This window comes from Polymorphospora sp. A560 (assembly GCF_045781765.1).
GTDB classification, from domain to species: Bacteria; Actinomycetota; Actinomycetes; order Mycobacteriales; family Micromonosporaceae; genus Polymorphospora; species Polymorphospora lycopeni.
On record NZ_CP122282.1, the window covers coordinates 747,231 to 772,675 of the forward strand.

At 71.9% G+C, this 25,445-nt stretch carries 24 protein-coding genes and 4 tRNA genes; 24 read left to right on the forward strand and 4 right to left on the reverse strand.

The window, feature by feature from the left end; translation table 11 throughout:
* Positions 1–116: 116 nt before the first annotated feature.
* Positions 117–1,613 carry an MFS transporter gene (locus QCD66_RS03470; protein ID WP_375733934.1) on the forward strand — a complete coding sequence of 499 codons (1,497 nt, stop codon included), beginning with the start codon at positions 117–119 and terminating at the stop codon, positions 1,611–1,613.
* Positions 1,614–1,644: 31 nt separating this feature from the next.
* Positions 1,645–3,150, forward strand: coding sequence for a pyridoxal phosphate-dependent decarboxylase family protein (locus QCD66_RS03475; protein ID WP_375733935.1), 1,506 nt, complete (start codon positions 1,645–1,647; stop codon positions 3,148–3,150).
* Positions 3,151–3,195: 45 nt separating this feature from the next.
* Here QCD66_RS03475 and QCD66_RS03480 read toward each other — a convergent pair whose 3' ends face one another.
* Both QCD66_RS03480 and QCD66_RS03485 read right to left on the reverse strand, forming a co-directional pair.
* The gene (locus QCD66_RS03480; protein ID WP_375733936.1) at positions 3,196–4,422 is read right to left on the reverse strand and encodes a hypothetical protein; all 1,227 of its coding nucleotides are present in this window, start codon (positions 4,420–4,422) and stop codon (positions 3,196–3,198) included.
* Positions 4,415–4,966 carry a SigE family RNA polymerase sigma factor gene (locus QCD66_RS03485; RefSeq protein WP_375733956.1) on the reverse strand — a complete coding sequence of 184 codons (552 nt, stop codon included), beginning with the start codon at positions 4,964–4,966 and terminating at the stop codon, positions 4,415–4,417. The genes QCD66_RS03480 and QCD66_RS03485 overlap by 8 nt, the downstream gene beginning before the upstream one ends.
* A gap of 162 nt (positions 4,967–5,128) precedes the next feature.
* Between QCD66_RS03485 and QCD66_RS03490 the strand changes: the two genes are divergently transcribed.
* Together QCD66_RS03490 and QCD66_RS03495 are read left to right on the forward strand one after the other, a co-directional pair.
* Positions 5,129–5,674 carry an NADH-quinone oxidoreductase subunit B family protein gene (locus QCD66_RS03490; RefSeq protein ID WP_357536499.1) on the forward strand — a complete coding sequence of 182 codons (546 nt, stop codon included), beginning with the start codon at positions 5,129–5,131 and terminating at the stop codon, positions 5,672–5,674.
* 29 nt (positions 5,675–5,703) lie between these two features.
* Positions 5,704–7,014, forward strand: coding sequence for a DUF2252 domain-containing protein (locus tag QCD66_RS03495; RefSeq protein ID WP_375733937.1), 1,311 nt, complete (start codon positions 5,704–5,706; stop codon positions 7,012–7,014).
* 50 nt (positions 7,015–7,064) lie between these two features.
* Here QCD66_RS03495 and QCD66_RS03500 read toward each other — a convergent pair whose 3' ends face one another.
* A complete protein-coding gene (locus QCD66_RS03500; protein WP_375733938.1) occupies positions 7,065–8,117 on the reverse strand; it encodes a glucose 1-dehydrogenase in 1,053 nt (350 codons plus the stop codon).
* Positions 8,118–8,220: 103 nt separating this feature from the next.
* Between QCD66_RS03500 and QCD66_RS03505 the strand changes: the two genes are divergently transcribed.
* From QCD66_RS03505 to QCD66_RS03550, 10 genes are all read left to right on the forward strand, one after another.
* Positions 8,221–8,847, forward strand: coding sequence for an NADH-quinone oxidoreductase subunit C (locus QCD66_RS03505; RefSeq protein WP_375733939.1), 627 nt, complete (start codon positions 8,221–8,223; stop codon positions 8,845–8,847).
* Entirely contained in the window at positions 8,847–9,806 is a 960-nt protein-coding gene (locus tag QCD66_RS03510) for a complex I subunit 1 family protein (protein ID WP_357536491.1), read from the forward strand. Before QCD66_RS03505 ends, QCD66_RS03510 begins: the two co-directional genes overlap by 1 nt.
* Before the next feature lie 142 nt (positions 9,807–9,948).
* The gene (locus QCD66_RS03515) at positions 9,949–10,485 is read left to right on the forward strand and encodes a 4Fe-4S binding protein (protein WP_357536796.1); all 537 of its coding nucleotides are present in this window, start codon (positions 9,949–9,951) and stop codon (positions 10,483–10,485) included.
* Positions 10,486–10,498: 13 nt separating this feature from the next.
* Entirely contained in the window at positions 10,499–11,017 is a 519-nt protein-coding gene (locus QCD66_RS03520; protein WP_364210737.1) for an NADH-quinone oxidoreductase subunit J, read from the forward strand.
* On the forward strand, positions 11,014–11,391 hold the full coding sequence (nuoK, locus tag QCD66_RS03525; RefSeq protein ID WP_375733941.1) for an NADH-quinone oxidoreductase subunit NuoK: 378 nt from the start codon (positions 11,014–11,016) through the stop codon (positions 11,389–11,391). The genes QCD66_RS03520 and nuoK overlap by 4 nt, the downstream gene beginning before the upstream one ends.
* Positions 11,388–13,274 (forward strand): NADH-quinone oxidoreductase subunit L, encoded by a 1,887-nt coding sequence (locus QCD66_RS03530; protein WP_375733957.1) that lies wholly within the window; start codon positions 11,388–11,390, stop codon positions 13,272–13,274. Before nuoK ends, QCD66_RS03530 begins: the two co-directional genes overlap by 4 nt.
* Positions 13,274–14,800: a NuoM family protein gene (locus QCD66_RS03535; protein WP_375733942.1), complete on the forward strand. Its 1,527-nt coding sequence runs from the start codon at positions 13,274–13,276 to the stop codon at positions 14,798–14,800. The genes QCD66_RS03530 and QCD66_RS03535 overlap by 1 nt, the downstream gene beginning before the upstream one ends.
* A 229-nt stretch (positions 14,801–15,029) precedes the next feature.
* Positions 15,030–16,496, forward strand: a complete 1,467-nt coding sequence (locus QCD66_RS03540) for an NADH-quinone oxidoreductase subunit N (RefSeq protein ID WP_375733943.1) — start codon at positions 15,030–15,032, stop codon at positions 16,494–16,496.
* 107 nt (positions 16,497–16,603) lie between these two features.
* Complete coding sequence (gene htpX / locus QCD66_RS03545) at positions 16,604–17,485, forward strand: zinc metalloprotease HtpX (RefSeq protein ID WP_364210749.1); 882 nt, start codon at positions 16,604–16,606, stop codon at positions 17,483–17,485.
* 96 nt (positions 17,486–17,581) lie between these two features.
* Positions 17,582–18,853, forward strand: a complete 1,272-nt coding sequence (locus QCD66_RS03550; protein ID WP_364210752.1) for an MFS transporter — start codon at positions 17,582–17,584, stop codon at positions 18,851–18,853.
* Positions 18,854–18,918: 65 nt separating this feature from the next.
* On the opposite strand, the gene QCD66_RS03555 is transcribed toward QCD66_RS03550, so the two are convergent.
* Entirely contained in the window at positions 18,919–19,413 is a 495-nt protein-coding gene (locus tag QCD66_RS03555) for a YajQ family cyclic di-GMP-binding protein (protein ID WP_357536479.1), read from the reverse strand.
* A gap of 145 nt (positions 19,414–19,558) precedes the next feature.
* Here QCD66_RS03555 and QCD66_RS03560 point away from each other — a divergent pair.
* From QCD66_RS03560 to secE, 10 genes are all read left to right on the forward strand, one after another.
* Positions 19,559–19,639 (forward strand) — tRNA-Tyr (locus QCD66_RS03560).
* A 602-nt stretch (positions 19,640–20,241) separates the two neighbouring features.
* The gene (locus QCD66_RS03565) at positions 20,242–20,436 is read left to right on the forward strand and encodes a hypothetical protein (RefSeq protein ID WP_364210756.1); all 195 of its coding nucleotides are present in this window, start codon (positions 20,242–20,244) and stop codon (positions 20,434–20,436) included.
* A 45-nt stretch (positions 20,437–20,481) separates the two neighbouring features.
* On the forward strand, positions 20,482–23,040 hold the full coding sequence (locus QCD66_RS03570; RefSeq protein ID WP_375733945.1) for a putative bifunctional diguanylate cyclase/phosphodiesterase: 2,559 nt from the start codon (positions 20,482–20,484) through the stop codon (positions 23,038–23,040).
* 114 nt (positions 23,041–23,154) lie between these two features.
* Positions 23,155–23,227: transfer RNA gene (locus tag QCD66_RS03575), tRNA-Thr, on the forward strand.
* Positions 23,228–23,255: 28 nt separating this feature from the next.
* Positions 23,256–23,328: transfer RNA gene (locus QCD66_RS03580), tRNA-Met, on the forward strand.
* Positions 23,329–23,456: 128 nt separating this feature from the next.
* Positions 23,457–23,624: a 50S ribosomal protein L33 gene (gene rpmG, locus QCD66_RS03585; RefSeq protein ID WP_203860687.1), complete on the forward strand. Its 168-nt coding sequence runs from the start codon at positions 23,457–23,459 to the stop codon at positions 23,622–23,624.
* Between the two features lie 149 nt (positions 23,625–23,773).
* A complete protein-coding gene (locus QCD66_RS03590; protein WP_357536472.1) occupies positions 23,774–24,226 on the forward strand; it encodes a MaoC family dehydratase N-terminal domain-containing protein in 453 nt (150 codons plus the stop codon).
* Between the two features lies 1 nt (position 24,227).
* Positions 24,228–24,620 (forward strand): MaoC/PaaZ C-terminal domain-containing protein, encoded by a 393-nt coding sequence (locus tag QCD66_RS03595; RefSeq protein WP_375733946.1) that lies wholly within the window; start codon positions 24,228–24,230, stop codon positions 24,618–24,620.
* Positions 24,621–24,744: 124 nt separating this feature from the next.
* Positions 24,745–24,817: transfer RNA gene (locus QCD66_RS03600), tRNA-Trp, on the forward strand.
* Between the two features lie 229 nt (positions 24,818–25,046).
* Positions 25,047–25,445: a preprotein translocase subunit SecE gene (secE, locus tag QCD66_RS03605; protein ID WP_375733947.1), complete on the forward strand. Its 399-nt coding sequence runs from the start codon at positions 25,047–25,049 to the stop codon at positions 25,443–25,445.

Here is a 25,445-nt window from a genome sequence, read left to right on the forward strand (position 1 = left end):
TCAGGGAGTAAGTCCGGCGTGTCGTCGGCGCGCCGCACGACGGGCTCCCTGATCACCCGGATCATGGCCGGCCGGACGCTGTCCAGCGGGACCGGTGCCGGCTAGCATGCCGATTCATGAATGCGTCTCATGTCCGGGGCGCCGGGAGCGGCGTCGGAAGCGGCGGTGGGACCGGCGCCGGGACCGGCGGTGGGAGCGGTAGCCCGGCCGGTGGCGGTGTGGCATCGGGCGGCGCGGCATCGGGTGGCGGGCTGCCCCGCCGGGTGCACGGCGGGTACGCCCTCGGCTCGCTGGTGACCGGTGCGTTCGGCACCGTCCCGGGGCTGTTGCTGCTGCCGTACCTGACCGACACGCTCGGCATCGCCGCCGGGCTCGCCGGCCTGCTCGTGGTCCTGCCGAAGGCGTGGGACGTACTGGTCAACCCCGTCGCCGGCCGCATCTCCGACCGCACCCGCACCCGGTGGGGCGCCCGGCGGCCATACCTGCTGGTCGGTGGGCTGGCCCTGGCCGTGCTGTTCGCCGCGATCTTCGCCGCGCCGTTCGGCAACGGCTCGGCGGCCGGCGGGTACGTCGCCGTCGCCTTCCTCCTCACCGCCACCGCGTTCGCGTTCTTCCAGGTGCCGTACGTCGCCATGCCGGCCGAGCTGACCGACTCGTACAGCGAACGCACCCGGCTGATGACCTGGCGGATCGCCGTACTGGCGCTGGCCATCCTGGTCTCCGGGGCGGTCGCGCCGGCCGTGGTCACCGCCGGCGGCAACGGGATCGCCGGACATCGCCTGATGGGCCTGTTCGTCGGGGCGCTGATCGTGATCGGCACCCTCGGCGTCTTCTTCGGCACCCGGGGCGCCCCGACCGGTGCCGTGCAGGAGAGCGAGCCGAGCCTGCGCGCCCAGCTCGCCGTCGCCACCGGCAACCGGCCGTTCCGGGCGCTGCTGATCTGCTTCGTCGTCCAGTCCGTCGGCATCGGCACGGTCCTCGCCGGCGTCGCGTACTTCGCCGGCCAGATCCTGGACAACCCGGACACCGGGCCGACCGTGCTCTTCGCCTGCTTCGTCGGCCCGGCGCTGCTGGTCATGCCGGTGTGGAGCCGGGTCGGCGCGCGGCTCGGCAAGCTGCGGGCGTTCGTCGCCGCGTCGCTGCTCTTCGCCGTCGCGGCGCTGCTGCTGGTCGCCGCGCCGGTGCTGCCGGCCGTGGTCGTCTACCTGCTGGTCGCGGTGATCGGCTGCGGGTACGCCGGCCAGCAGGTCTTCGCCCTGGCGATGCTGCCGGACTGCATCGCGTACGACACCGCGCGAACCGGTCGCCGCCAGGCGGGGGTGTTCACCGGCCTGTGGACGGCGGGGGAGACGTTCGGCCTGGCCCTCGGCCCCGGCGTGTTCGCGTTGGTGCTGCAGCTGTTCGGCTACGTGTCGTCGGACACCGGGGTCGCCGCCGCGCAGTCCGACACCGCCCGGCTCGGGGTGCTGCTCGGCTTCACCGTCCTGCCGGCGCTGGCGGTCGGGCTGGCGGTGCTGCTGCTGCGCGGCTACGACCTCACCCCGCAGCGCCTCGCCGCCGCTGGCCCGACAAAGCCGGTTGACCAGGCACGGCCCGCCGAGCCGGTAGCGTGATCGACATGAGCGAGCGGAGTGAGTGGACGGCATGAGCGAGCGGGATGATCGCGTGGCGTGGGCGTTGCCGGCGCGGGGCGTACCGGCGGACCGCGTCCTTGACGAGATCCGGGCGCTGCGGTCCGCCGACCGGCCCACGCACGGCGGCCGGCTGTTCGCCTACGTCTACGATCCGGCCGTTCCCGGCCTCGACGACCTGGCGATGTCCGCGTACGCGCTGTCGGCGCACGTCAACGGCCTCGATCCGACCGCGTTCCCGTCGCTGCTGGCGATGGAGAACACCCTGGTCGGCGCCGCCGCGTCGGTGCTCGGCGGTGGCCCGGGCACGTCCGCGCCGGATGTCGTCGGCAGCGTCACGGGCGGCGGCACCGAGTCGCTGATCCTGGCCGTGAAGGCGGCCCGCGACGCCCGGCCCGAGGTGGCCACGCCCCGGCTGGTGATCCCGGTCAGCGCGCACGCCGCGTTCGCGAAGGCGGCCCACTACCTCGGCGTCGCCCTGGATCTGGTGCCGGTGTCGGCGACCACGCTGCGCCCCGATCCGGCCGACGTCGCCGCCGCGATCGGCCCCGACACCGTGCTCGTCGCCTGCTCGGCGCCGTCGTACGCGCACGGCGTCGTCGACCCGGTCACCGAGATCGCGTCCGTTGCGGCGGCGGCCGGCGTACGCTGCCACGTCGACGCCTGCTTCGGCGGCTGGACGCTGCCCTACCTGCGCCGGCTCGGCGTCGACGGGCCGGCGTTCGACTTCTCCGTACCAGGCGTCACCTCGATCTCAGTCGACCTGCACAAGTACGCGTACTGCCCCAAGGGGGTCTCGGTCCTGCTGCACCGCGACGCCGCGCTGCGGGCACCGCAGTACTTCGCGTTCGCCGACTGGCCCGGCTACACGATGATCAATCCGGTGATCTCGTCGACCCGGTCCGGCGGCCCGATCGCCGCCGCGTACGCGACCCTGCGGCACATCGGCGACGACGGCTACCTGGCGCTGGCCGGCCGGACCCTGGACGCCGTACGCGGCCTCGCCGCCGCCGTCACCAAGGTCGACGGACTGCGGCTGATGGCCGAACCCGAGTCCACGGTGGTCGCCTTCACGTCCGATGACCCGGCGCTGGACCTGTTCGTCCTCGCCGACGAACTCACCATCCGTGGCTGGCACACCCAACCCCAGATGGCGTACGGCGACCTGCCCGCCTCCATCCACCTGACGGTGACCGCCGCGGTCGCGCCGCGGGTGGCCGAGTTCGGGCCGGCCCTGGAAGCCGCCGCCACCGCCGCGCGGGAACACGGTCCGGTACGGCTGCCCGACGAGGTGGCCGCCCTGCTCGGCGCCCTCGCCCCGGAGCAGTTGACCCCGGAACTGGTCGCGGGGCTCGCCGGCGGACTGGGGCTCGCGATCGGTGGCGGCGAGCCGGGCGCCGCCCCGCTGCCGGACCGGTCGGCGCTGGTGAACACCGTGCTCAACGTCGCCCCGCCCCGGATGCGCGAACGCCTGCTGATCGAGTTCGTCGGCCTGCTGCAACGGCCCACGTACGGCTGAGAGCGCCCGGCCGGAAGGGCTTCCGGCCGGGCGCTTCAGGGTGGGTCAGCGGTAGTTGAACGGGTCGTGGTTGTCGTCCGGGTTGCGGTCCGGCACGTCGTTGACGCGCTCGATCACGGCGGTGCCGATTCCGGTCGCCGCCCAGTCCTTGTTGTAGCTGATGCCCAGCACCAGGGTTCGCTGCTGACCGGCCCGCAGCGGACCGAGGATGCAGACCGGGTTTTCCTCCGGAGTGATGCCGACGACGGGAATGTCCCGGCTGGAGCAGGTCGACCAGCCGTCGCCCTCGGCGATCAGGGTCACCCCGGTGTCCCAGAGGAAGCGGAGCCGGACCAGGTCGGCGTCGACCGGACCGGCATTGCGGATCACCACGGTGACGACGCCGTGCCGCATCATGTCGTCAGCCTGCTCGGTGAACCGTACGTCGGTCGCGGTCACCGACAGGTCGGTGCGCGGTGGGCCGGCGGTGGGCGAGGGCGTCGCCGGGCCGCCCGGGCCGAAGGAGGTCGGACCGGCGATCTGGACGAAGTTGCCACCGTCGAGCGCGTAGGTCCGCCACTGCCGCCGGACCGACTCCAGCGGTATGCCGCAGCACTGCACCCGGTCCGCGACCTCGATCCGGATCGAGCCGTCGGCCCGTGGATCGAGCGCGCGGACGTCCTCGATACCCCTCGTTCCGCTGCGTACCACCGCGCCCATCGTGATGATCTTGCCGCTGGCGTCCCGGTCGAAGGCGATCACCTGGACCGGTCCACCCTGGCCGATCAGGCACTGCACCTCCGCCAGCGTCTCCGCCGCCCCGTCCCGGTCGACGTCGCCGTACGCGACCAGACCGAGCCAGATCGCCGGCTGGTTGGTGGGTGCGGCCTCCAACCGGGCCTGATCGGCCCGGCACCCCGCCCTCCCGGGCCAGGGGGGCAGGTCGACCTTCGAGTTCAGCAGTTCGGCGCGGCTGATCCGGCCGTCCGGGACGGCGCTCGGACCGGCTGAACCGGTCGGTGCCGGCAGGGAGGGCGACGGCGTCGCCGGAGGTTCGGTCGGAGCGACGGTGGCCCCGGTCTCGGGGCGCTGCACCGGGTCCTGGAGCGCCGCGTATCCGGCGACCGGACCGGCGACGAGCAGCACCGCGACGGTCGCCCCCGTGACGGCGGCGCGGTGTCGACGTCGGCGGACGGTGGTCCGCACCGCCGCCGGTCCGGCCGGCAGCACCCGTTCGAAGACCTCACCGCGCAGGGCGGCGAAGGCGTGGTCGATGTCGTCGTACTCAGCCATGGTTTTCCCCCCTGAGGTCGGCAAGCTGGCTGGCCAGCGCCAACCTGCCGCGATGCAGCCAGGACTTGACCGTGCCCTCGGCGACGCCCTCCTGTGCGGCGATCTCCGCGACACTGAGATCGGCGAGGTGGTACAGGACCACCGCGCGGCGGTACTTGGCCGGCAGCCGGGTCAGGGCGGCGGCCAGCAGAACCCGGTCCGGGCTCGGCCCGGGCACGTGCTCGACGCGCTGCCGCGCGAGGTAGGCACGCGCGGCACGCATCCGGCGCCACCGGCTGGTGGCCAGATTCCAGGCGACCCGCCGCAGCCACGCCACCGGGTCGTCGTACCGGATGACCTTGTCCCAGCGGGCGAAGGCCCGGCAGAACGCCTCCTGGGCGAGGTCCTGCGCCTGGGCGAGGTCGCCGGTGTAGGCGTACATCTGGGCGGTCAGCTCGCGGTAGTGGGCGTGGTAGAACTCGTCGAAACCGCCGTCGCTGGGCTCGACGGCCGGCGGGCGCCGCCGGTGGTCGCCGTCCGGCGGCTCGTCGAGACGTGGATTGATCGTCGTTGTCACATCTTCCTCCCCGTTCCCAGCGGGCGGGCGCCCCCTTCGATGGTCGTTACACGCTTCGATGACCCCGACGGTTGCGCGCCGCCGGCACCCGCCGGCTGTGGTTCACTGTCGGGTGGCCGACCCGAGCCGGCCGGCCGGAGAGGGGGCGACGTGCAACTGCCCGCGGTGCTTGGTGAGCCGATCCGGTTCGTGCTGAACTGGGGCCGCCGATACTCGCTCTGGGTCTTCAACTTCGGGCTCGCCTGTTGCGCGATCGAGTTCATCGCGGCCAGCATGTCCCGGCACGACTTCATGCGGCTCGGGGTGATCCCGTTCGCGCACGGGCCGCGCCAGGCCGATCTGATGGTGGTCTCGGGCACCGTCACCGACAAGATGGCCCCGGCGATCAAGCGTCTCTACGACCAGATGCCGGAGCCGAAGTACGTCATCTCGTTCGGCGCCTGCTCCAACTGCGGCGGGCCGTACTGGGACTCGTACTCGGTGACCAAGGGAGTCGACCAGATCATCCCGGTCGACGTCTACGTGCCGGGCTGCCCGCCCCGGCCGGAGGCGCTGCTGCACGGCATCCTGCGTCTCCAGGAGAAGATCGCCGCCGAGCAGTCCGGGCCCGGCGGCGTGTCCCGACCCGACCCGCTCGCGTCGCCCGCCGACACCGCCGCGCTCACCGCGGCCCCCGTACGTCCGCCGGCCACCTAGGCTGGCTCCCGGCGGCTAGCCTGCCGGGCATGACGACTGAGCAACGCGCCGAACGCCTCGTCGAGGTGCTGATCGCCGAGTTTGGGGAGCTGATCGCCCTCGACCCGGCGGCGTTCCGGCGCAAGTTCCGCAAGATGGCCGCCTCGCCGTTCGCGTTCTACCGCGGCAGCGCGTCCGTCTTCTACGCCGACCTGACCGGCGACTTCGCCGACGACCGCTTCCTCGACGGGCGGACCAGCCGGGTCTGGATCCACGGCGACCTGCACGCCGAGAACTTCGGCACCTACATGAACAGCTCCGGTGAGCTGGTCTTCAACGTCAACGACTTCGACGAGGCGTACGTCGGCCCGTTCTCCTGGGACCTGAAGCGGTTCGTGGCGAGCGTGGCGCTGATCGGCTACGCCAAGGCGCTGTCCGACGACGTGATCACCGACCTGGTGACCCGGTTCGCCACCTCCTACCTGACCGAACTGCGGGCGATCGCCACCGGCGGCGACGACGCGATCGGCTCGATCACGCTGGCGAACGCCGACGGGGTGCTGCGTACGGTGCTCCAGCAGGCCCGGCTGAACACCCGGGTCGACCTGCTGCGCGAGCAGACCACGATCGACAACTACGAGCGGCGGTTCTCCATCGGCGACGGCGTCTTCGAGATCGACGACGAGACCTGGGAGCAGGTCGCCTACGCGTACCACCGCTACCTCGGCACGCTGCCGGCGTCGGGCGCCACGCTGCGCCCGGTCGCCACCCACATCAAGGACATCGTGCTGCGCAAGGGGGTCGGCATCGGCTCGGCCGGCCTGCCGTCCTACAACCTGCTGCTGGAGGGCAGCACGCAGGCGCTGGAGAACGACGTCATCATCTACATGAAGCAGGCCCAGGTGCCGGCGGTGGCCCGCCACATCGACGACGAACGGGTCCGTGGCTACTTCCGCCACCAGGGCCACCGGACGGCCGAGTCGCAGCGGGCGTTGCAGGCGCACGCCGACCCGTGGGTCGGGTTCACCGAGCTGGGCGGCGTCGGGCAGCTCGTGGCCGAGGTGTCGCCGTACGCGGCCGACCTCGACTGGGCCGACGTCAACGAGCCGGAAGACCTGGCCGCGGTGGTCGCCGACCTCGGCCGGGCGGTCGCCCGGATGCACTCGGTGGCCGACGACGAGTCCAGCCACGACCTGGTCGACTACTCGACCGAGGAGGCGATCGTCGCCGCGGTCGACAAGGACGAGGCCGTGTTCGTCCCGCACCTGGTCGAGTTCGCCCACTCGTACGGCCTGCGGGCCCGCGAGGACCACCAGATCTTCGTCGATCTCTTCCGCAACGGCCGGTTCCCGGGACTCTGAACGCCCGCGACCCGTGCCGGCCGCCCGGGGCCGGCACGGGTCGCGGTGGGTCAACGGGCGGCGGGAAACTCCAGCACGACCTTGATGTCGTCCGGCTGCCCCTCGTACGCCTCGGCGTAGTGGTCGAGGTCCTCGCGGCGGGTGATCAGCCCGGCGAGCCAGCCGACGTCGGCCCGGGCCAGCGCCTCCGCGGCCTGCAACCAGTGCCGGCGGTTGGCGTTCACCGAGCCGAAGACGACGTTGTTCTCCAGGACCAGCGAGTGGTTCAGCGCACCCGCGTCGATCTCGATGGTCCGCCCGCCGGTGGACACGCCGGTGAGGCAGACGATGCCGTTGCGGCCCACCTTGTCCATCACGTCGATGACGACGGTCGGCGCGCCGGTGCACTCGAGCACGATGTCCGGTTCGAAGTCCAGCGCCATGACCGGTCCGGCGTGGTACGTCGCGCCGAGCCGGTCGACCAGCGCCGGTTTGTGTCCCACCTCGGCCCGGTCGAGTACGTGCACCTCCAGCCCGCGTTGCTGGCCGAGCAGCGCGGCGAGCAGACCGATGGGGCCGGCGCCGGTGACCAGCACCCGGCGTGGCCGCCACACCGACCGGGCACCGATCCGGTCGACGTGCTCCCATCCCTTGGCCACCACGCTCGCCGGTTCGAGCAGCACCCCGACCTCGGCGAGGCCCGGCGCGAGCGGTACGGCGAACTCGGGCTGGGTCCGCCACCGCTCCCGGGCGAACCCCTGCCGGGCCTTGATCCCGTGTTCGGTGTAGAGCCCGTTGCGGCACATGTCCCACTCCCGGGCTGCACAGTTCGGGCACGGCACCGGGTCGGGATGGCGCACGATCCCGGCGATCAGGTCACCGGCGCGCAGCTGCCCGGTCGGGTCCTCGATCACCCGGCCCAGCGACTCGTGGCCGAGGACGAGGGTGTCGCTGCCCGGCGGGGCCTCGCCGAACGCACCGTCGATGATCTCCCGGTCGGTGCCGCAGATCCCGGCCGACAGTGTCTCGACCAGGACCGGGCCCTCCTGCGGGGATGGCTCCGGGAAGTTGTCGACCAGCCGGAGCGAGTCCGCTGTGCCGGGTATCACGGTGACTGCGTACACGGACGCCATTGTCGCCCGGCCCGGGCCGCGGCACACCGGAAACGCCACCGGCCCGGCAGCTCAGGGCTTCGCGGCGGCGCCCGACCACCATAGGATCGCGGGCATGACGCCCGAAGAGGTCGGTGCGCGGCTGGCCGCGGTGTGCGGGGCCGCCGGCATCGGCGACGTCGCGGTCAGCGTGTCCGGTGGCGGACCCTACGCCCGGGCCACCGTCGACGTGCCGCCGGAAGACTGGCACGCGGCCGTCCGGTCGGCCCGCGACGACACCGAACTGGCCCTCGACTTCTTCGACTGGCTGTCGGCCGTTGACGAGCTGCCCGACGGCTTCACCCTGGTCGTGCACCTGTGGTCGACCGGCCACCGGCACGGCGTACTGCTGCGGGCCCGGCTGCCCCGCGACGCGGCCGCCGCGCGGTCCGTCGTGGATCTCTTCCCGGGTGCGGCGTGGCACGAGCGGGAGACGCACGAGATGTTCGGCATCGACTTCACCGGCCATCCCGATCTCGCGCCCCTGCTGCTGCCCCCGGAGTTCGAGGGGCATCCGCTCCGCAAGGAGTTCGTGCTCGCCGCGCGGGTCGCCAAGGCGTGGCCGGGGGCGAAGGAGCCCGGCGAGTCCGAGGCCGGCGGGGGCCGGCGGGCGCCGGTGCGGCCGCCCGGCGTGCCCGATCCGGCCGAGTGGGGGCCCAACCGGCGGCAGCCCTCGGCGACCGACCCGGACGGGGACTCCTGATGCCGCTGTGGGTGGAACTGGCCATCCGGATCGTCGGTGTGGTCGTCGCCTTCCTCGCCCTGCCGCTGATCGTCGGCCAGGTCGAGCACAAGGTGATGGCGCACATGCAGGGCCGGCTCGGCCCGATGTACGCCGGCGGCTTCCACGGCTGGGCGCAGCTCGTCGCCGACGGGGTCAAGTTCGTGCAGAAGGAGGACGTCACGCCGCGCGCGGCCGACGGGCCGGTGTTCCGGCTCGCACCGGTCGTGGCACTGGTGCCCTACCTGCTGGTGCTGCTGGTCATCCCGCTCGGCCCCGACGACCTGGTCGCCCAGCCGCTCGACATCGGACTCTTCTTCGTGCTGGCCGTCGTCGGCATCGGGGTGGTCGCGGTGCTGATGTCGGCGTGGGCGTCGGCCAACAAATACAGCCTGCTCGGCGGGCTGCGCGGCGCCGCGCAACTGCTCGGCTACGAGCTTCCGCTGGTGCTGGCCGCGGCCAGCGTGGCGATGGCGGCCGGCACGCTGTCGCTGCCCGGCATCGTCGAGGCGTGGCGGCCGTGGTGGCTGCTGTGGCAGGCACCGGCGCTGTTCGTCTTCTTCGTGGCCGGGCTCGCGGAGATCCGCCGGCCGCCGTTCGACATGCCGATCGCCGATTCCGAGCTGGTCTTCGGCTACCTGACCGAATACACCGGGCTGCGGTTCGCGTTCTTCCTGCTCGCCGAATACGTCGGCATCGTGGTCATCGCCGCGCTGACCACCGTGCTGTTCCTCGGCGGGTGGCAGGGCCCGTTCGACGACCAGCTCGGTTGGCTGTGGACGCTGGTCAAGGTCTTCGCGGTGTCATTCGTGATCATCTGGGTGCGGGTCAGTTATCCCCGCCTGCGCGAAGACCAGTTGCAACGGCTGTGCTGGCTGGTGCTGGTGCCGGTCGCGCTGGGCCAACTGGTGCTGACCGCCGCGGTCCGGGTCGCCCTCTGAGGCGGCCCGGGGTGCTCGCGTACGGCGGGACGAAGGGGGAGGATGTGGGCCATGCACAGCGAGGTGGCGGCATGAGCGGGGTGACGCCGTGAGCGTGCCCGGTGAGGGACTGGCCAAAGGGCTCGCGGTCACGCTCAAGACGATGACCCGCCGGGCCGGCACCCAGCAGTATCCAGACGTCGAGCCGGACCTGCCGCCCCGCAGCCGGGGTGTGATCGCCCTGCTCGAGGAGAACTGCACGGTCTGCATGCTCTGCGCCCGGGAGTGTCCGGACTGGTGCATCTACATCGACTCGCACAAGGAGGAGGTCGTGGTGCCGGGGGCGGCCCGGGCCCGGCAGCGCAACGTCCTCGACCGGTTCGACATCGACTTCTCGCTGTGCATGTACTGCGGGATCTGCGTCGAGGTCTGCCCCTTCGACGCCCTCTACTGGTCGCCGGAGTTCGAATACGCCGAATACGACATCCGGGATCTCCTGCACGACAAGGACCATCTCGGCGAGTGGATGGCCACCGTCCCGCCGCCGCCGGCCCACGACCCGAACGGCGAACCCTCCAAAGAGGAGGCCACCGCGGCCCGCAAGGCCGCCGGCGGCCCCGCGCCCGGCCGGGCCGCGGGCGGTCCGGCCACCCCCCGGGTACGTCCGCAGCGGCCCACCGGCACCGCCGATCCGTCATGACCGGACCCTGCGCATGACCGGGGCGGATGTGCTGCTGATCGCGCTCGGGCTGGTGGCGGTGGGCGCCGGGCTGCTGGTGGTGACCACCCGGCACCTGGTCCGCGCCGGTCTCTACCTCGTGGTGTGCCTCGGCGCGGTCGCCGGCCTCTACCTCGTGCTGACCGCCGAACTCGTCGCCTGGGTGCAGGTGCTGATCTACGTCGGCGCGGTCGTGGTGCTGCTGCTGTTCGCCGTGATGCTGACCCGGGCCCCGATCGGCGCCTCCGACGACCTCGACCGCCCCGGCTGGCCGGCGGTGCTGATCGGCGCCGGGACCGGCCTCGGCCTGTCGGCCCTGCTCGTCGACGCCTTCCGCTGGTCGGTGGTGGAGCTGCCGGAGCCGGGCACCGCCGAGCGGCTGGGCACCGGGATCTTCGGCTCGTGGGTGCTGCCGTTCGAGCTGCTGTCGGTGCTCCTGCTGTCCGCACTGGTCGGTGCCATCGTCATCTCCCGGCACGACATCGGCGCCCGGGGTGGGGAGGAGCGCCGGTGAGACCTGTCATCCCGTACGTCGTGGCCGCCCTGCTCTTCGGCATCGGTGTCTACGGTGTACTGCGCCGCCGTAACGCGATCCTGGTGCTGATGGCGGTTGAGTTGATGCTCAACGCGGTCAACCTGCTCCTGATCACCGCCGACACCACCGTGCGGGCCGCGCTGCCGCACACCGGCCAGACCTTCGCGCTGTTCATCATCGTGATCGCCGCCGCCGAGATAGGTGTCGGCCTGGCGATCGTGTTGCAGCTCTACCGTCTGCGGGCCACCGTCTCGGTCGACGACGTACGCCTCGACACCGCACCGGGCCTCACCCCGGCCGCCGACGAGGGCTCGACGGCGCTGGCCGACCCGGGCCGGGCGGCGGTGTCCTGATGGCGCCGGAGACGCTCGGCCCACTGCTGCCGCTGGCCTCGCTGCTGGCGGCCGCCGTCGGCCTGCTGCTGCCCCGCGGGGCGCGTACGGCCGCCGCCGCGCTCGGCATCGGCGGGTCGGCGCTGGCACTGCTGGTGGCGGTCGGCCTCGCCGTGACCGTCGACGGCCCGGTCGAGGCGAGCACCCGCTGGGTCGAGTTCGGCGGGCTCACCGTCACCCTGGGCATCCGCCTCGACGGCGCCGCGGCCCTGGTCGCGCTGGCGGTGACCGTGGTCGCGCTGGCGGTGCAGGTCTATTCGGTCGGCTACCTGCACGACGACAGCCGCTACGCCCCGTACGCCGCCCAGGTCAGCCTCTTCACGGCCGCGATGCTGATCGTGGTCGTCGCCGGTGACCTCATCCTGCTGCTGGTCGGCTGGGAGGTGATGGGCATCTGCTCCTACCTGCTGATCGGCCACGACCGCCGGCTGCCGGCGGCGCCGGCAGCCGCGGTCAAGGCGTTCCTGGTGACCCGGGTCGGCGACGTCGGGTTCCTGCTCGGCATCGCGTTGCTGGGCATCGCCGCCGGCAGCTTCCGGATCTCCGACGTGCTGGCCGCGGTCGGCTCGGGCGAGATCGGCGGCGGCACGCTGACCGCCGCCGCGCTGCTGCTGCTCGCCGGCGTGGCCGGCAAGAGCGCCCTCTTCCCGCTGCACACCTGGCTGCCGGACGCGATGGCCGGCCCGACGCCGATCTCGGCGCTGATCCACGCGGCGACGATGGTGGCCGCCGGGATCTACGTGGTGACCCGCCTCGACCCGGTCTTCGCCGCCGGTGATCCGGCGCTGCTGGTGCTCGGCGTGCTCGCCGTGGTCACCATCGTGCTCGGCGGCCTCGCCGCGACCGCGCAGGACGACATCAAACGGGTCCTCGCCTGGTCGACGGTGTCGCAGATCGGCTACATGGCCGGCGCGCTCGCGGTCGGCGCGACCGGCGCGGCCCTGTTCCACCTGCTCACCCACGCCGCCTTCAAGGCACTGCTGTTCCTCGCCGCCGGCTCGGTGATCCACGCCGTCGGCAGCAACTCGATGGGCGAGATGGGCGGGCTGCGGCGCCGTATGCCGGCGACCTTCTGGTCGATGACGGTCGGGCTGGCCGCCCTGGTCGGGCTGCCCCCGCTGGCCGGGTTCTGGAGCAAGGAGGCGGTCCTGCACGCCGCCTCGTCCGCCGGGGCGGGCTGGCTGCCGCCACTGGTCTACGCCGTGGGGCTGGTGACCGTGGCGATCACCGCCTGGTACGCCACCCGGCTGTGGCTGCGTACGTTCTTCGGCGCACCCCGCTCGTCGGGGGCCCGGACCGCCCACGAACCGCCGGCCGCGATGGCCGGTCCGGTCCTGCTGCTGGTGGTGCCGAGCGCGCTGCTGGGGCTGGCCGGATACACCGACTGGCTCGCCGGCCGGCTGCTGCCACCGGCGACCGCCGAACACCCGTCCGACCTGCTGCCGGCCCACACCAACCTCATGCACCTCGGCCCCGAGGTGGCGCTGCCGCTGGCCGCGCTGCTGGTCGGCGGGGTCGGCGCGTGGCTGCTGTGGCGGCGCGACACGGCCGCCGACCCCGCGACCGCGCTCGGCCCGGCCCGGCGGATGTTCGCCGCCGCGTTCGGGCTGGACGCGCTCCAGCGGGCCGTGGTCGTACGGCCGGTCGTCGCACTGGCCCGGGCCGCCCGCCGCACGGACGAGACCGCGGTCGACGGCACCGTCACGGGCACCGGGCGGGCGACCGTGGCACTCGGCCGGGGCCTGGCGGTGCTGCACCGGGCCGGGTTGCCCCGGGCCGCCTCCGCGGTCCTGGTCGGCGCGCTGCTCGTCGCCGTGGCCGCCGCGACCCTGGGAGTGCTGTGATGACGACCGGTCAGGTGACGCTGGTTGCGGTCCTCGCCATACCCGCCGTAGGTGCCGTAGCCGTCGCCGGGCTCACCCGGCGCGCCGACCGGGCGGCCCGGATCGTCGCCACCGTCGTGGCCGCGATCGCCTTCCTGGTCAGCCTGTCGCTCTACGGGACCGGCGACCGGGGATGGTTCCGGTACCAGGCGGCGACGGCCGGCCCGGGCATCCTGCCCTGGCACGAACTGGACCTCACCTGGGTACCCGGGCTCGACCTTCGGTTCCATCTCGGGGTGGACGGGATCTCCTACCCGCTGGTCGTCCTCACCACGCTGCTGACGCTGCTCTGCTGCGCGTACTCGATCCGGCACGTCCCGGCCGGCGGACCCGGCGGATACCTGGTCGCGCTGCTGCTGGTGATCGAGGTCGGGATCGTCGGCACCTTCCTCGCCCTCGACCTGGTCCTCTTCTTCGTCTTCTTCGAGGTCGTACTGCTGCCGATGTTCGTGGTCATCGCCGGCTGGGGCGGCGAGGACCGGCGCCGGGCGGCCCGCAAGTTCGTCCTCTACACGCTCTTCGGCTCGGTGCTGCTGCTGGTCGGGGTGGTCACCGTCGTCTCCGCCGCCGGCACCGCCGACATCGTGGCGCTCACCGGCGGGGGCAACCTGTCGCGGACCACCCAGCTCGCCGCGTTCGTGCTGCTCGCGGTCGCGTTCGCGGTTAAGAGTCCGCTGTGGCCGCTGCACACGTGGCTGCCCGACGCGCACACCCAGGCACCGACCGTCGGCAGCGTGATCCTCGCCGGGGTCCTGCTCAAGATGGGCACGTACGGCATCATCCGGGTCGCGGTCGGGGTCGCGCCGGAGGGCGCCCGGTGGGCGGCACCGGTGCTCGGCGTCCTCGCCGTGGCCGCGGTCGTCGTCGGTTCGCTGGTGTGTCTGCGGCAGACCGACCTGAAGCGGCTCATCGCCTATTCCAGCGTCGGTCACATGGGCTTCGTGCTGCTGGGCGTGGCGACCCTGACCGCGACCGGTATCGAGGCGGCGCTGATCGGCAACGTCGCGCACGGCGTCATCACCGGGCTGCTGTTCTTCCTGGCCGGCGCGATCAAGGACCGGCTGCACACCGGCAGCCTGACCGAGTTGGGTGGTCTGCGGGAGCGGATGCCGGCGTTGTCCGGCCTGTTCGCGTTCGCCGCCGTCGCGTCGCTCGGCCTTCCCGGGCTGGCCGGTTTCTGGGGCGAGGCGTTCGCGGTGGTCGCTGCGCTGCAACGGGGCGGCCCGCTGTGGACGGCGCTGGCGGTGGTCGCGGCGGTCGGCGGCGCGCTGACCGCCGCCTACTTCCTGCGGCTGCTGCGCCGGCTCACCCACGGCCCGGCCAGTCCGGTCGTCGCCGCCGCTCCGGCCAGCCGGTTCGGGGCGGGTGAGCTGGTCGCCTGGTCCCCGCTGATCGTCCTGGCGCTGGCCGTCGGCCTGGTACCCGCCCTGGTGATCGGCTTTGCCGGCGCCCCGGTGGAGGCGTTGACGGGGGTGCTCGATCGGTGAGCGCGAGGAGTGCAGCGCAGCGGAGCCCCGCAGTCGCGATCGAAGGGTGGGGTCGGTGAGCGCGAGGAGTGCAGCGCAGCGGAGCCCCGCAGTCGCGATCGAAGGGTGGGGTCGGTGAGCGCGAGGAGTGCAGCGCAGCGGAGCCCCGCAGTCGCGAACGGAGGGTGGGGTCGGTGAGCGCGAGGAGTGCAGCGCAGCGGAGCCCCGCAGGCGCGATCGAAGGGGCGACATGACCCAGACCATCGACCACGTCGCGCTGCTGCCCGCATACCTCGCGGCCGGCACCGCCGTACTCGTGCTGCTGACCGACCTGCTCGTCGGCCGGCGCGGCCCGACGCTCGCGGTCGCCATGATCGGTGCCGCCGGCACGGCGGTCGGTGCGGTGCTGGTCGGTCGGGGTGCCGACCGGGAGACGTTCTGCACCGTCGACGGCTGCTCCTGGCTCGCCACCAGCCGGGGGGCGCTCGTCGCCACCGTCTTCGCGGTGCTCACCCTGGGCGTGCTCCTGCTGTCCGGGCCGCTGCTGCGGGCCGGGGCGGTGCCGGCGGGGGAGTACTGCTTCCTGCTGGCCTGCTCGATGACCGGCGGTGTCGTCCTCGGCGCGGCCGGCGATCTGATCACGCTGATCGTGGCGCTGGAGACCCTCACCATCCCGCTCTACATCCTGGTCGGCCTGCGCCGTCGGACCGTCGCCAGCGCCGAGGCGGCCATGACCTTCTTCCTGGTCAGTGTCGTGGCGACGGCGGTCACCCTGCTGGGGGCGGCGCTGCTCTACGCCGTACGCGGCACGCTGCACCTGGCCACGCTCGCCGCCGCCCCGGCGCTCGACGCGGGCGCCGAGGCCCGGCTGGGCCGGGTGGCGGTCGTCCTGCTGCTCGCCGGCCTGGCGTTCAAGGTGGCGGCCGTGCCACTGCACGCCTGGGCGCCGGCCACCTACGACGGGGCACCGCTGCCGGTCGCCGCCTACCTCTCCACCGCGTCGAAGCTCGGCGGGGTCGTCGCCGTGATCGCGGTCGTCGTCGACGGCCTCGGGCCCTGGCTGGCCGTCAGCGGCCCGGCGCTGGCCGTGCTCGCCGTACTGACGATGACTGTCGGTAACCTCGTCGCGTTGCGGCAGACCCGGATGGTGCGGCTGCTGGCGTGGTCGTCGGTGGCCCAGGCCGGCTACATCCTGGCTCCGCTCGGGGCGGCCGCTGCCATCGCCGGGCGCGACGCTGACGCGCTGTCGGTGGCCGTCGCCGCGACCGTCGCGTACGCGGTCTTCTTCGTCGTCCTCGAACTCGCCGCCTTCGCGTCGGTGGTGGCGCTGCGTCCGCCGGACGCCGACGGCGGCGAGATCGCCGCCTACCGGGGGGCCGGGCGGCGGCACCCCGTGGTCGCCGCCGCGTTCGTGTTGGCCCTGGTCGGGCTCGCCGGGCTGCCGCCCGGCCTGGCCGGTCTGTTCGCCAAGGTGGTCGTGGTCCGCTCGCTGCTCGACGGCGGTGCCGGCTGGCTGGCCGTCGTGGTGGCACTCAACGCGGTGGTCGGGCTCGCCTACTACCTGCGCGTCTGCGGCACCCTCTACGCCGCCGGTGAGGCGGCCGGAACCGCCCGGCGGGTGCCCTGGACGGTCGGGCTCGCGTTGGCGGGTGCGACCGCGGTCGCCGTGGTCGTCGGGTTCGCCCCGCAGACGGTCCTGGACGCCGTCCAGCTCTGACCAACCTACTTTCAGGTAACTCACAGTGATAACCAGGATGGTTGCTGGGTAGTTCGGTGTTGTACCGGTCAGCGGGTCCACGAGACCCGTGCACCGAAGGAGTGATCGTGCACAACCACCGCAACGGACTCAAGACAGCCGCTCTTCTGGGCCTGCTCACCGCGATGATCCTGGGCGTCGGCTACTGGTTCGGCGGGAGTTCCGGTCTGGTCATCGCCGTGGTCGTCTCGCTCGCCATGAACGCCGGCACCTACTTCTGGTCGGACAAGCTGGCGTTGCGTGCGATGCGTGCCCGCCCGGTCAGCGAGGCGGAGTTCCCGGCCCTCTACCAGATGGTCCGGGAGCTTTCGACCGAGGCCGGCCAGCCGATGCCGCGCCTCTACGTGAGCCCGACCGCCCAGCCCAACGCTTTCGCCACCGGCCGTAACCCGCGCAACGCCGCCGTCGCCGTCACCCACGGCATCACACAGATCCTCGACTACCGGGAGCTGCGCGGAGTCATCGGCCACGAACTGTCCCACGTCTACAACCGGGACATCCTGATCTCCAGCGTCGCCGCGGGTCTGGCCGGCATCATCACCACGCTGGCCAACCTGGCATTGTTCCTGCCGCTCGGCGGCAACGACGAGGACTCGCCGAACCCTGCTGTGCTGCTGATGATGCTGATCCTCGGCCCGCTGGCCGCGACGGTGATCCAACTCGCGATCAGCCGGAACCGCGAATACCAGGCCGACGCGTCCGGCGCCCGCCTGACCGGCGACCCGCTCGCGCTGGCCAGCGCACTACGCAAGATCCACGCTGGTACGCAGCAGATCCCGCTGCCGGCGCAGGGCCAGCTCGCCAGCACCGCCCACCTGATGATCGACAACCCGCTGCGTGGTGGCGGCCTGGCCGGGCTGTTCTCGACCCACCCGCCGATGAGCGAGCGGGTGAGCCGGCTGGAGCGAATGGCGGCCCAGTCCGTCGGCCCGGTGCGTTACCAACGCTGAGACGGCGATCACCGGTAATCTCCTCCCGCCCCCGCGGCCCTCACGTTAGGGTCGCGGGGGCTTTCGCTCGTTACGTCACGGAGGGGGAAGACGGCTGTGGCCGCGTTGCGTCAGTACGTGGAAGTGTGGCGGATTCCGGGTGCACCCCTGCTGCTGACCGCGGGGGTGCTGGCCCGGCTCGGGATCGGCATCACCCCGCTAGCCCTCCTCCTGGTCGTCGAGAGAGTCACCGGCAGCTACGCGCTCGCCGCGGTCGCCGGCGGGATCTACGCCCTCGCCGGGGCCGCGTTGAGCCCGATCGCCGGGCGGATCGCCGACCGGGTCGGCCCGACCCCGGTGCTGCTGGTCACCGCCGTCGCCCACCCGCTGGCCCTGGTCGGCCTGCTGATCGCCAGCGGCTTCGGCGCCGACGCGCTGACCGCCATCTACATCGCCGCGGCGCTGGCCGGTGCGACGTACCCGCCGCTGAGCGCCGCCATCCGCGGTGCCTGGAACGACCACACCGAGCCCGCCTCCGGCCGCTACCACCTGCGCAACACGGCACTGGCCGCCGAAACCTCCCTCTTCGAGGTGGTCTTCGTGCTCGGCCCGCTCCTGGTGGCCGCCTTCGTGCTGTTCGCCGACGCCGCCGCCGCGCTGGTCGGGGCGGCGGTGGTGACGCTGGTCGGCACCATCACCGTCGCGCTCGGCCGGGCGATGCGCGGCTGGCGGCCGCACCCGGCCGACGGCCACGCCCGTGGGCTCGGACCGCTGCGGCTCACCGGCTTCCCGGCCCTGCTGCTCTGCGTCGGCGGGCTGGGCATCGCGTTCGGCGCCGCCGGGGTCACCGTGCCGGCGTACGCCACCTCGCACAGCGCCGGTGACGCGGAGAGCCTCGCCGGCGTGCTGCTGGCCGTCTGGGGCGTCGGCAGTGCCGCCGGCGGCATCTGGTTCGGCACCCGGCGACCGGCGCGACGGATGGCCCGCCAGTTCGCCTGGCTGCTCGCCGCCGTCGCCGCCAGCTTCCTGGTGTTCGCCGTCATGCCCGACCCGATCGCACTGGGGATCGCGCTCGTCATCGGTGGCGCGGTGATCGCACCGGCGCTCACCCTGGAGAACACGATGGTCGGCCGGATCTCGCCCGGGAGCATGCTCAACGAGGCGTACACCTGGGTCGTCACGACCGCGGTCGCGGCGAGCGCGGTCGGTGGCTCCGTGGCCGGCCTGATCGTGGACCAGCGCGGGGGAGTGCCGTGGGCGTTCGTCTTCGCCGGTACGGCGGTCGCGTTCGCCGCCCTCGTCGCGGCCCTGCCGGCCGGCTCGATCGCCCGTGCCGACGCGCTCGCGGTCGCCCGGCTGGAGCAGACGCTGGCGACCGACCCGGTCTGATCCCGGTCGTGCGAACCGCCGCCCGTCCGGCCCTCGGCCAGGCGGGCGGCGGCGGTCGTACGGCGCTACCGGTAGTTGGTGAACTGGAGCGCGACGCCGAAGTCCTCGGCCTTGAGCAGGTTGATGACGGCTTGGAGGTCGTCCTTCTTCTTGCCGGTGACCCGGAGTTGGTCGCCCTGGATCTGCGCCTGCACGCCCTTCGGGCCCTCCTCGCGGATCTTCTTGCTGATCGCCTTCGCCTTGTCGGAGTCGATGCCCTGGATGACCTTCGCGTCGATCCGGTAGGTCTTACCGGACGCTCGCGGGTCGCCGGCGTCCAGCGCCTTGAGCGAGATGTTGCGCTTCACCAGCTTGTCCTTGAAGACGTCGAGGGCGGCCTTGACCCGCTCCTCCGTCTCGGCCTGGAGACTGATCGCCTCCTCACCGGCCCAGTTGATCTCCGCTCCGGTGCCCCGGAAGTCGAAGCGTGTGGAGAGCTCTTTCTCGGCCTGTCGGAGGGCGTTGTCGATCTCCTGCCGGTCGACCTTGCTGACGATGTCGAACGACGGGTTCGCTGCCATGATCATGCTCCTGCGTCTGGCGATATGAAGGTGTTTTGGGCTGTTCGTCGGTGCTGCGACATGCCGACCGTACCCGGTTGCGTTGGGGTCGGGTGGTACCGCTATCCTTGCTTCCGCTGCCGCAGGAAACACGGCGGCACGCCCAGGCGGGTTGCCCGAGCGGCCAATGGGAGCGGACTGTAAATCCGTCGCGAAAGCTACAGAGGTTCGAATCCTCTACCCGCCACAGGAACAGGTGACACGGCCCCGGTCCAGCAGAGCTGGACCGGGGCCGTTGCCGTTGGGGATGGTCGCCGGTTCGTCGGGCGACGAAGGCGGCCACCGGGTCGCCCGCTCCGGTGCCACCGTGCCAGTCGGGGGCACCGGAGTCGCCCGCAGCCGGGGCCGGTCGGTCCGTAGCCGCCGAGTGGGTGGCTCGGCTAGGGGCGGGAGACCCTGGGCGGAAGAGCTGCGCCATGTTACATAGGTGAGTATCGAAATTCTCCGAAGGCTGCGTCCGCGAGCCCTGGATTGCCCCGGCTCGTTGGTCGCCCGCTTCGGCGATCGGCGAAAACCGGCACGAAGGTTCGACAGGGACTAAAATCCGAAAGATGTCGTTTGTCAGACCGGCAGAGGTTTGACTGAGAGGTCTTATTGGACGAACCACGAATGATCGCTGACGGGCGGCGGACCTCGTACGTTGCGTCCGGGCGGGTCATCCGTGCTGCCGAACGGTTAAAGTTCGGCGCACTGTTCGGTTGACACCGCGCAACGGCTTTGCCGGTTCACCAGGCTGTGGCACCATCATGGAACCTTCACCTTCCTTGGCCTTTTCGATAGGAGCAGCAGATGCGTGCAAAATGGTCGGGCCGCCGGATCGGCTCGGGCTTGGCGCTCGTTGCGCTCGTCGGTGGCATCGTCGGTGCCCAACTTGTCAACAGGCCCCAGGCCGGCTACGACTGGGCCGGCTACGACTGGGCGAAGGTCACCGACACGGTCGTCGACACCCCCGCTACGCCTCAGAGTCTCACCATCGCACCGTAATCCGCGTCCGCGCGGACACTCCGGCGCGAGTGGCGAAGGAGCCGGATGCCAAGGCCCCAGCCGTCACCCCGGCGTTCCCCTGACCACGCCTGGTTGATCACGGGGCCGCTGGCGCTTCTCGCTGTGGTGATGTCGACAGCCCTCGGGCTGATCGACGACCAGGAGGCGGGTCGAGTCGCCCGGGATTCCGGCACCGAACTGTTCCTTTCCCTCCTACTGCTCGCCGTCATGGTGGCGGTGGCGATCCCGAATCTCCATTTCGTGATTCGCCGCCAGGCGTTCGTTCTCACGCTGACCGAGATCTCCTTCGTCCTGGCGCTGTTCTACTTCCGGCCGCTGACGGTCGTGGTGATCGCCACCATCGCGGCCTTCGTCACCCAGATCAGACGCCGGGTCAGCCCGACGAAGCTCTGGTTCAACGTGGCCAAGGAGGCCGCCAGCACCTCACTGGCCGGCCTCGTGCTCTACGCCTTCCCGCCGATCGAGGGGGTCGGACCGGGCACCTGGGGAATCCTGTTCGCCGCCGTGAGCACCCACACCCTGGTCGGGCTCGCGGCCGTGATCGGGGTCATCACGGTGGTCCAGGGGTCGCCGGCCGGGCTGGAGGTCGCCCGCACCGCCGCGCCGACCCTGGTCACCGCGGCGATCAACGTGTCGCTCGGGCTGGTCGTCCTCATCGCCCTGGAAACCACCTGGTGGGCGATCGTGCTGGTTATCGTGCTGACCGGCGCGCTCGGGCTGGTCTACCGCTCGTACGCCCAGTTCTTCCGCCAGCACCGCACCCTCGCCGACATGTACGACCTCACCCGGGCGATGAGCGAGAGCGGTCAGGACGGAACGCTCGCCGACTCGCTGCTGGGCCGGGTACGCGTCCTCATGCAGGCCGAATACGCGACGCTGTGGCTGCCGGCACAGGGGCGGCACCCCGAGGTGCTGCTGACCGCCCGGGTCGACGATCCGGGTCTGCTCGACCTGGCGCGTACGCCGGCCGTCGCCCGGGCCCGGGCGATCAAGGCGAAGAAGACGGTGGCGGTCGGCAGCCGGCTCGGCGGCGACGAGGAACTGCGGGCCGGCCTGCGGGAGGCGGACGGCGTCAAGGACGTCATCGTCGTACCGTTGCGGTCGGGCCAGGCCGTGATCGGCTCGCTGGAGGTGGTCAACCGGCTCGGCGAGACCACCCACTTCCTGCCCGGCGACGTGCCGATCTTCGAGACGATCGCCGCGCACGCCGCGGTCGCGCTGGAGAACTCCCGGCTGGTCGACCGGCTGCGGTACGACGCCTACCACGACGGGCTGACCGCCCTGCCGAACCGCCGGCGGGTCCTCGGCGCGCTGGAGGAGGCCGTACAGGTCTGCGCCCCCGACGAGGTGGTGGCGGTCCTGCTGTTCGACGTCGACGCGCTACGTCAGGTGAACGAGTCCCTCGGGCACGCCGCCGGTGACCGGGTGCTGGTCGAGGTGGCGGCCCGGTTGCGGTCGTCGTCGCCGTCGGCGGCGCTCGTCGGCCGGATCGGCGGCGACGAGTTCGTGGTGACCCTGCGTGCGGAGAGCGCCGAGGCGGCGCTCGCGCTGGCGACCGAGCTGCGCGAGCAGACCCACGACCAGATGGTGTTCGGCACCCTCACCCTCGACGTCGACACCGCGGTCGGGGTGGCGATCCATCCGGACCATGGCAGTGACCCGGCGACCCTCGTGCAGCGGGCCGGCCTGGCCGCCACCGCGGCCAAGTCGATGCCCGGCAGCGTCCAACTGTTCAACGCCGGCCTGGAATCCCGGTCCGTACGCCGTCTCGGGCTCGCCGGCGACCTGAGCCGCGCGCTCGACAACGACGAGTTGAAGGTCTACTTCCAGCCCAAGGTGACGCTGGACGGCGACCGGCGTCTGGTGGGCGTGGAGTGCCTGGCCCGCTGGGAGCACCCCGCGCACGGCGCGGTCTCGCCCGAGGACTTCGTGGCGGTGGCCGAGCACACCGGGCAGCTCGGCCGGTTGACCGAGTCGGTGCTCCGCGAGGGGCTACGCCGCTCCCGGGAGTGGAGTGATCCGAATCACCCGCTGGCGGTGGCGGTCAACCTGTCGGCGCGCACGCTGACCGACCCGTACTTCCCGGCCCGGGTCCAGGAGCTGCTGGCCGAGTTCGAGGTCGCGCCCGAGCTGCTGACCTTCGAAATCAAGGAAGCCGGCGTCCTGGACGGCACCGACCGGCCGATGCCCACCCTGCGCCGGTTGCGCGACATCGGGGTACGCCTCTCCGTCGACGACTTCGGCACCGGCTACTCGTCGCTGTCCTACCTGCGCCGGCTGCCGGTCCACGAGGTCAAGGTCGACCGTTCGTTCGTGCAGGGGATGGCGACCGACCCGGGGGACCTGGCGATCGTCAACGCCGTGGTGACGCTGTCGCAGCAGTTCGGGCTGACCGTCGTGGCCGAAGGGGTGGAGAGCGAGCTGACCCTGGAGCTGCTTCAGGACATCGGCTGCCAGATCGGGCAGGGGTTCCTCTTCAGCCGGCCGCTGCCGTACGAGCGGCTGGAGGCGTGGTTCGGCGCCCAGTCCGAGTCGGACCTGTCGCTCACCAGCGACGTACGCCGCCTGCGGGCAGTGCCCTGACCTGCGGCTTTGTCCTCCGGTCGGCCCGCCGGCAGGGGGCCGGGGGATCTGATTTCTCCTCCCGCCGGGGGCCGTGTATTCTTCTCCTGCGCGCCTTTCGAGGAGATAGCGTGCGCCCCCTTAGCTCAGTCGGCAGAGCGTCTCCATGGTAAGGAGAAGGTCTACGGTTCGATTCCGTAAGGGGGCTCAGAGGGTTCTCGTTGGGACCCGCCCACAGCGGTGTAGCTCAGTTGGTAGAGCAAACGGCTCATAATCGTTGTGTCGCCGGTTCAAGTCCGGCCACCGCTACTTTCGGTGCCGGACGACTCCGGTGACCGGATCTGCGGGTGCCACGGGCACCCGCTTTGCGTGTCCAGGTAGGCAAGGTCTACGCTGGCTCGTCGTAGTTGTTTCGCTAGCGAGGAAGGCACCCCGCCGTGGCCAAGGCGACCGACGTCCGTCCAAAGATCACTTTGGCGTGTGTGGAGTGCAAGGAGCGCAACTACATCACGCGCAAGAACCGCCGCAACGACCCGGACCGCATTGAGATGAAGAAGTTCTGCCCCCGGGACGGCAAGCACACCCTGCACCGCGAGACCCGCTGATCCCGCGCCGGCAGTAGGCCGGCGCAGGGAGGCGCCGCGGAGCCGTACAGCTTCCGTCAGGATCGCCGTTTCGAGACCGGATAGTCTGGGATTACCAGCGACACCGGCCCCGAAACGGCGATCCTGTTTTGCGCGTGTAGGTTCGCCGCATGCCCTTGGACCCGTCGTTCGTCGGCCGTACGTACCCGCCGACCGCCCCCTATCAGGTGGGCCGAGAGAAGATCCGTGAGTTCGCCACCGCGATCGGTGCGACCGACGCCGCGTACCACGATCCGGCGGCCGCCCGGGCGCTCGGGCATGCCGACGTGGTCGCTCCGCCCACCTTTCCGGTGGTCGTCACGATGGAGTCGAGCCGCCGTCAGATCGTCGATGATCCGGCGCTCGGCGTCGACTACAGCCGCGTCGTCCACGGCGACCAGCGCTTCCGCTACACCCGCCCGATCGTGGCGGGTGACGAGCTGGTCTGTGTGAGCACCATCGAGGAGATCACCTCGCGGGGTGGGCACGATTTCCTGACCATCCGCAGCGAGGTCTCGACGGTCGCCGAGGAGCCGGTGGTGTCGGTCTGGTCCAAGCTCGTCGTACGTGGAGAGGGCGGCTGAGATGGATCTGCCGGTCAAGACCTACCGGGTGACCCGGGCCGACCTGGTCCGCTACGCGGGCGCCTCGGGCGACTTCAACCCGATCCACTGGAGCCAGCGGTTCGCCACCGGGGTCGGCCTGCCCGGGGTGATCGCGCACGGCATGTTCACGATGGCGCTGACCGGCCGGGCGGTCACCGAGTGGGCCGGCCGGCCGGACGCCGTGGCGGAGTTCAGCGTCCGCTTCGCCCGTCCGGTGCCCGTCCCCGATGACGACGAGGGGGTCGAGGTCCAGGTGGCGGCGGTGGTGAAGGGCGTCACCGGCGAGGGCCTGACCCAGCTCAACCTGACCGTGACCAGCCTCGGGGAGAAGGTGCTCTCGCAGGCCAAGGCGCTGGTCAGGCTGCCCGGATAGCGGTTCGCCGACGGGTGATGGCCGACCGGTTGGGAAAGTCCGGGGTCTACCCGTACACTGGTCCGCCGTGGGGTAGTGGCCCCTACCCAGGCGTCTGCGCCTGAGTGGGTGCATCTGCCTGCACAGGGGTGTAGCTCAATTGGCAGAGCAGCGGTCTCCAAAACCGCAGGCTGCAGGTTCAAGTCCTGTCACCCCTGCGCCTAAGGCCTGACCGGCCCCGGGGGTCGGAGTCGTCTCACGGGGCGGCAGCCGTCCCGTGGCGGTGGTGTCCGGCGGAAGCCGCCCGTGGCGCGATGCGCCGGTCGGGCGATCTCCGTCCGGTCCGCCGGCCGCGGCCAGCCCCGGGATCGGTCCGGGCGGCCGGCGTGACCAGCGCAGCGTGCGTCCACCGACGTGCGATCCGACCATCCCGCGACGGAGGGCGAAGTGGCCGACAAGAATCGGCGCGGCGAGGATGCCGCGGACGACCACCTCGATGACGAGGCGTTGGACGAGGCAGCCGAAAAGGACTCGGACGTCGACGACGAGGAAGAGCCGGTATCCCGGGGCGGCACCGCCACCCGGGCCCGCCCGAAGGCGGAGTCGGCCGACAGCAAGTCGAAGGCCCGTACCGAGGGCGGTCGGGTCGGCATCTTCGGACGGATCGTGCGGTTCGTCCGCGAGGTCGTGGCCGAGCTGCGTAAAGTCATCTGGCCTACCCGCAAGGAGCTGTTGACCTACACCGCCGTGGTGGTCGTGTTCGTGTCCGTGATGCTGGCGATCGTGGCCGGGCTCGACTTCGCCTTTGCCAAGGGCGTGCTGTGGGTCTTCGGCAACCCCAGTTGA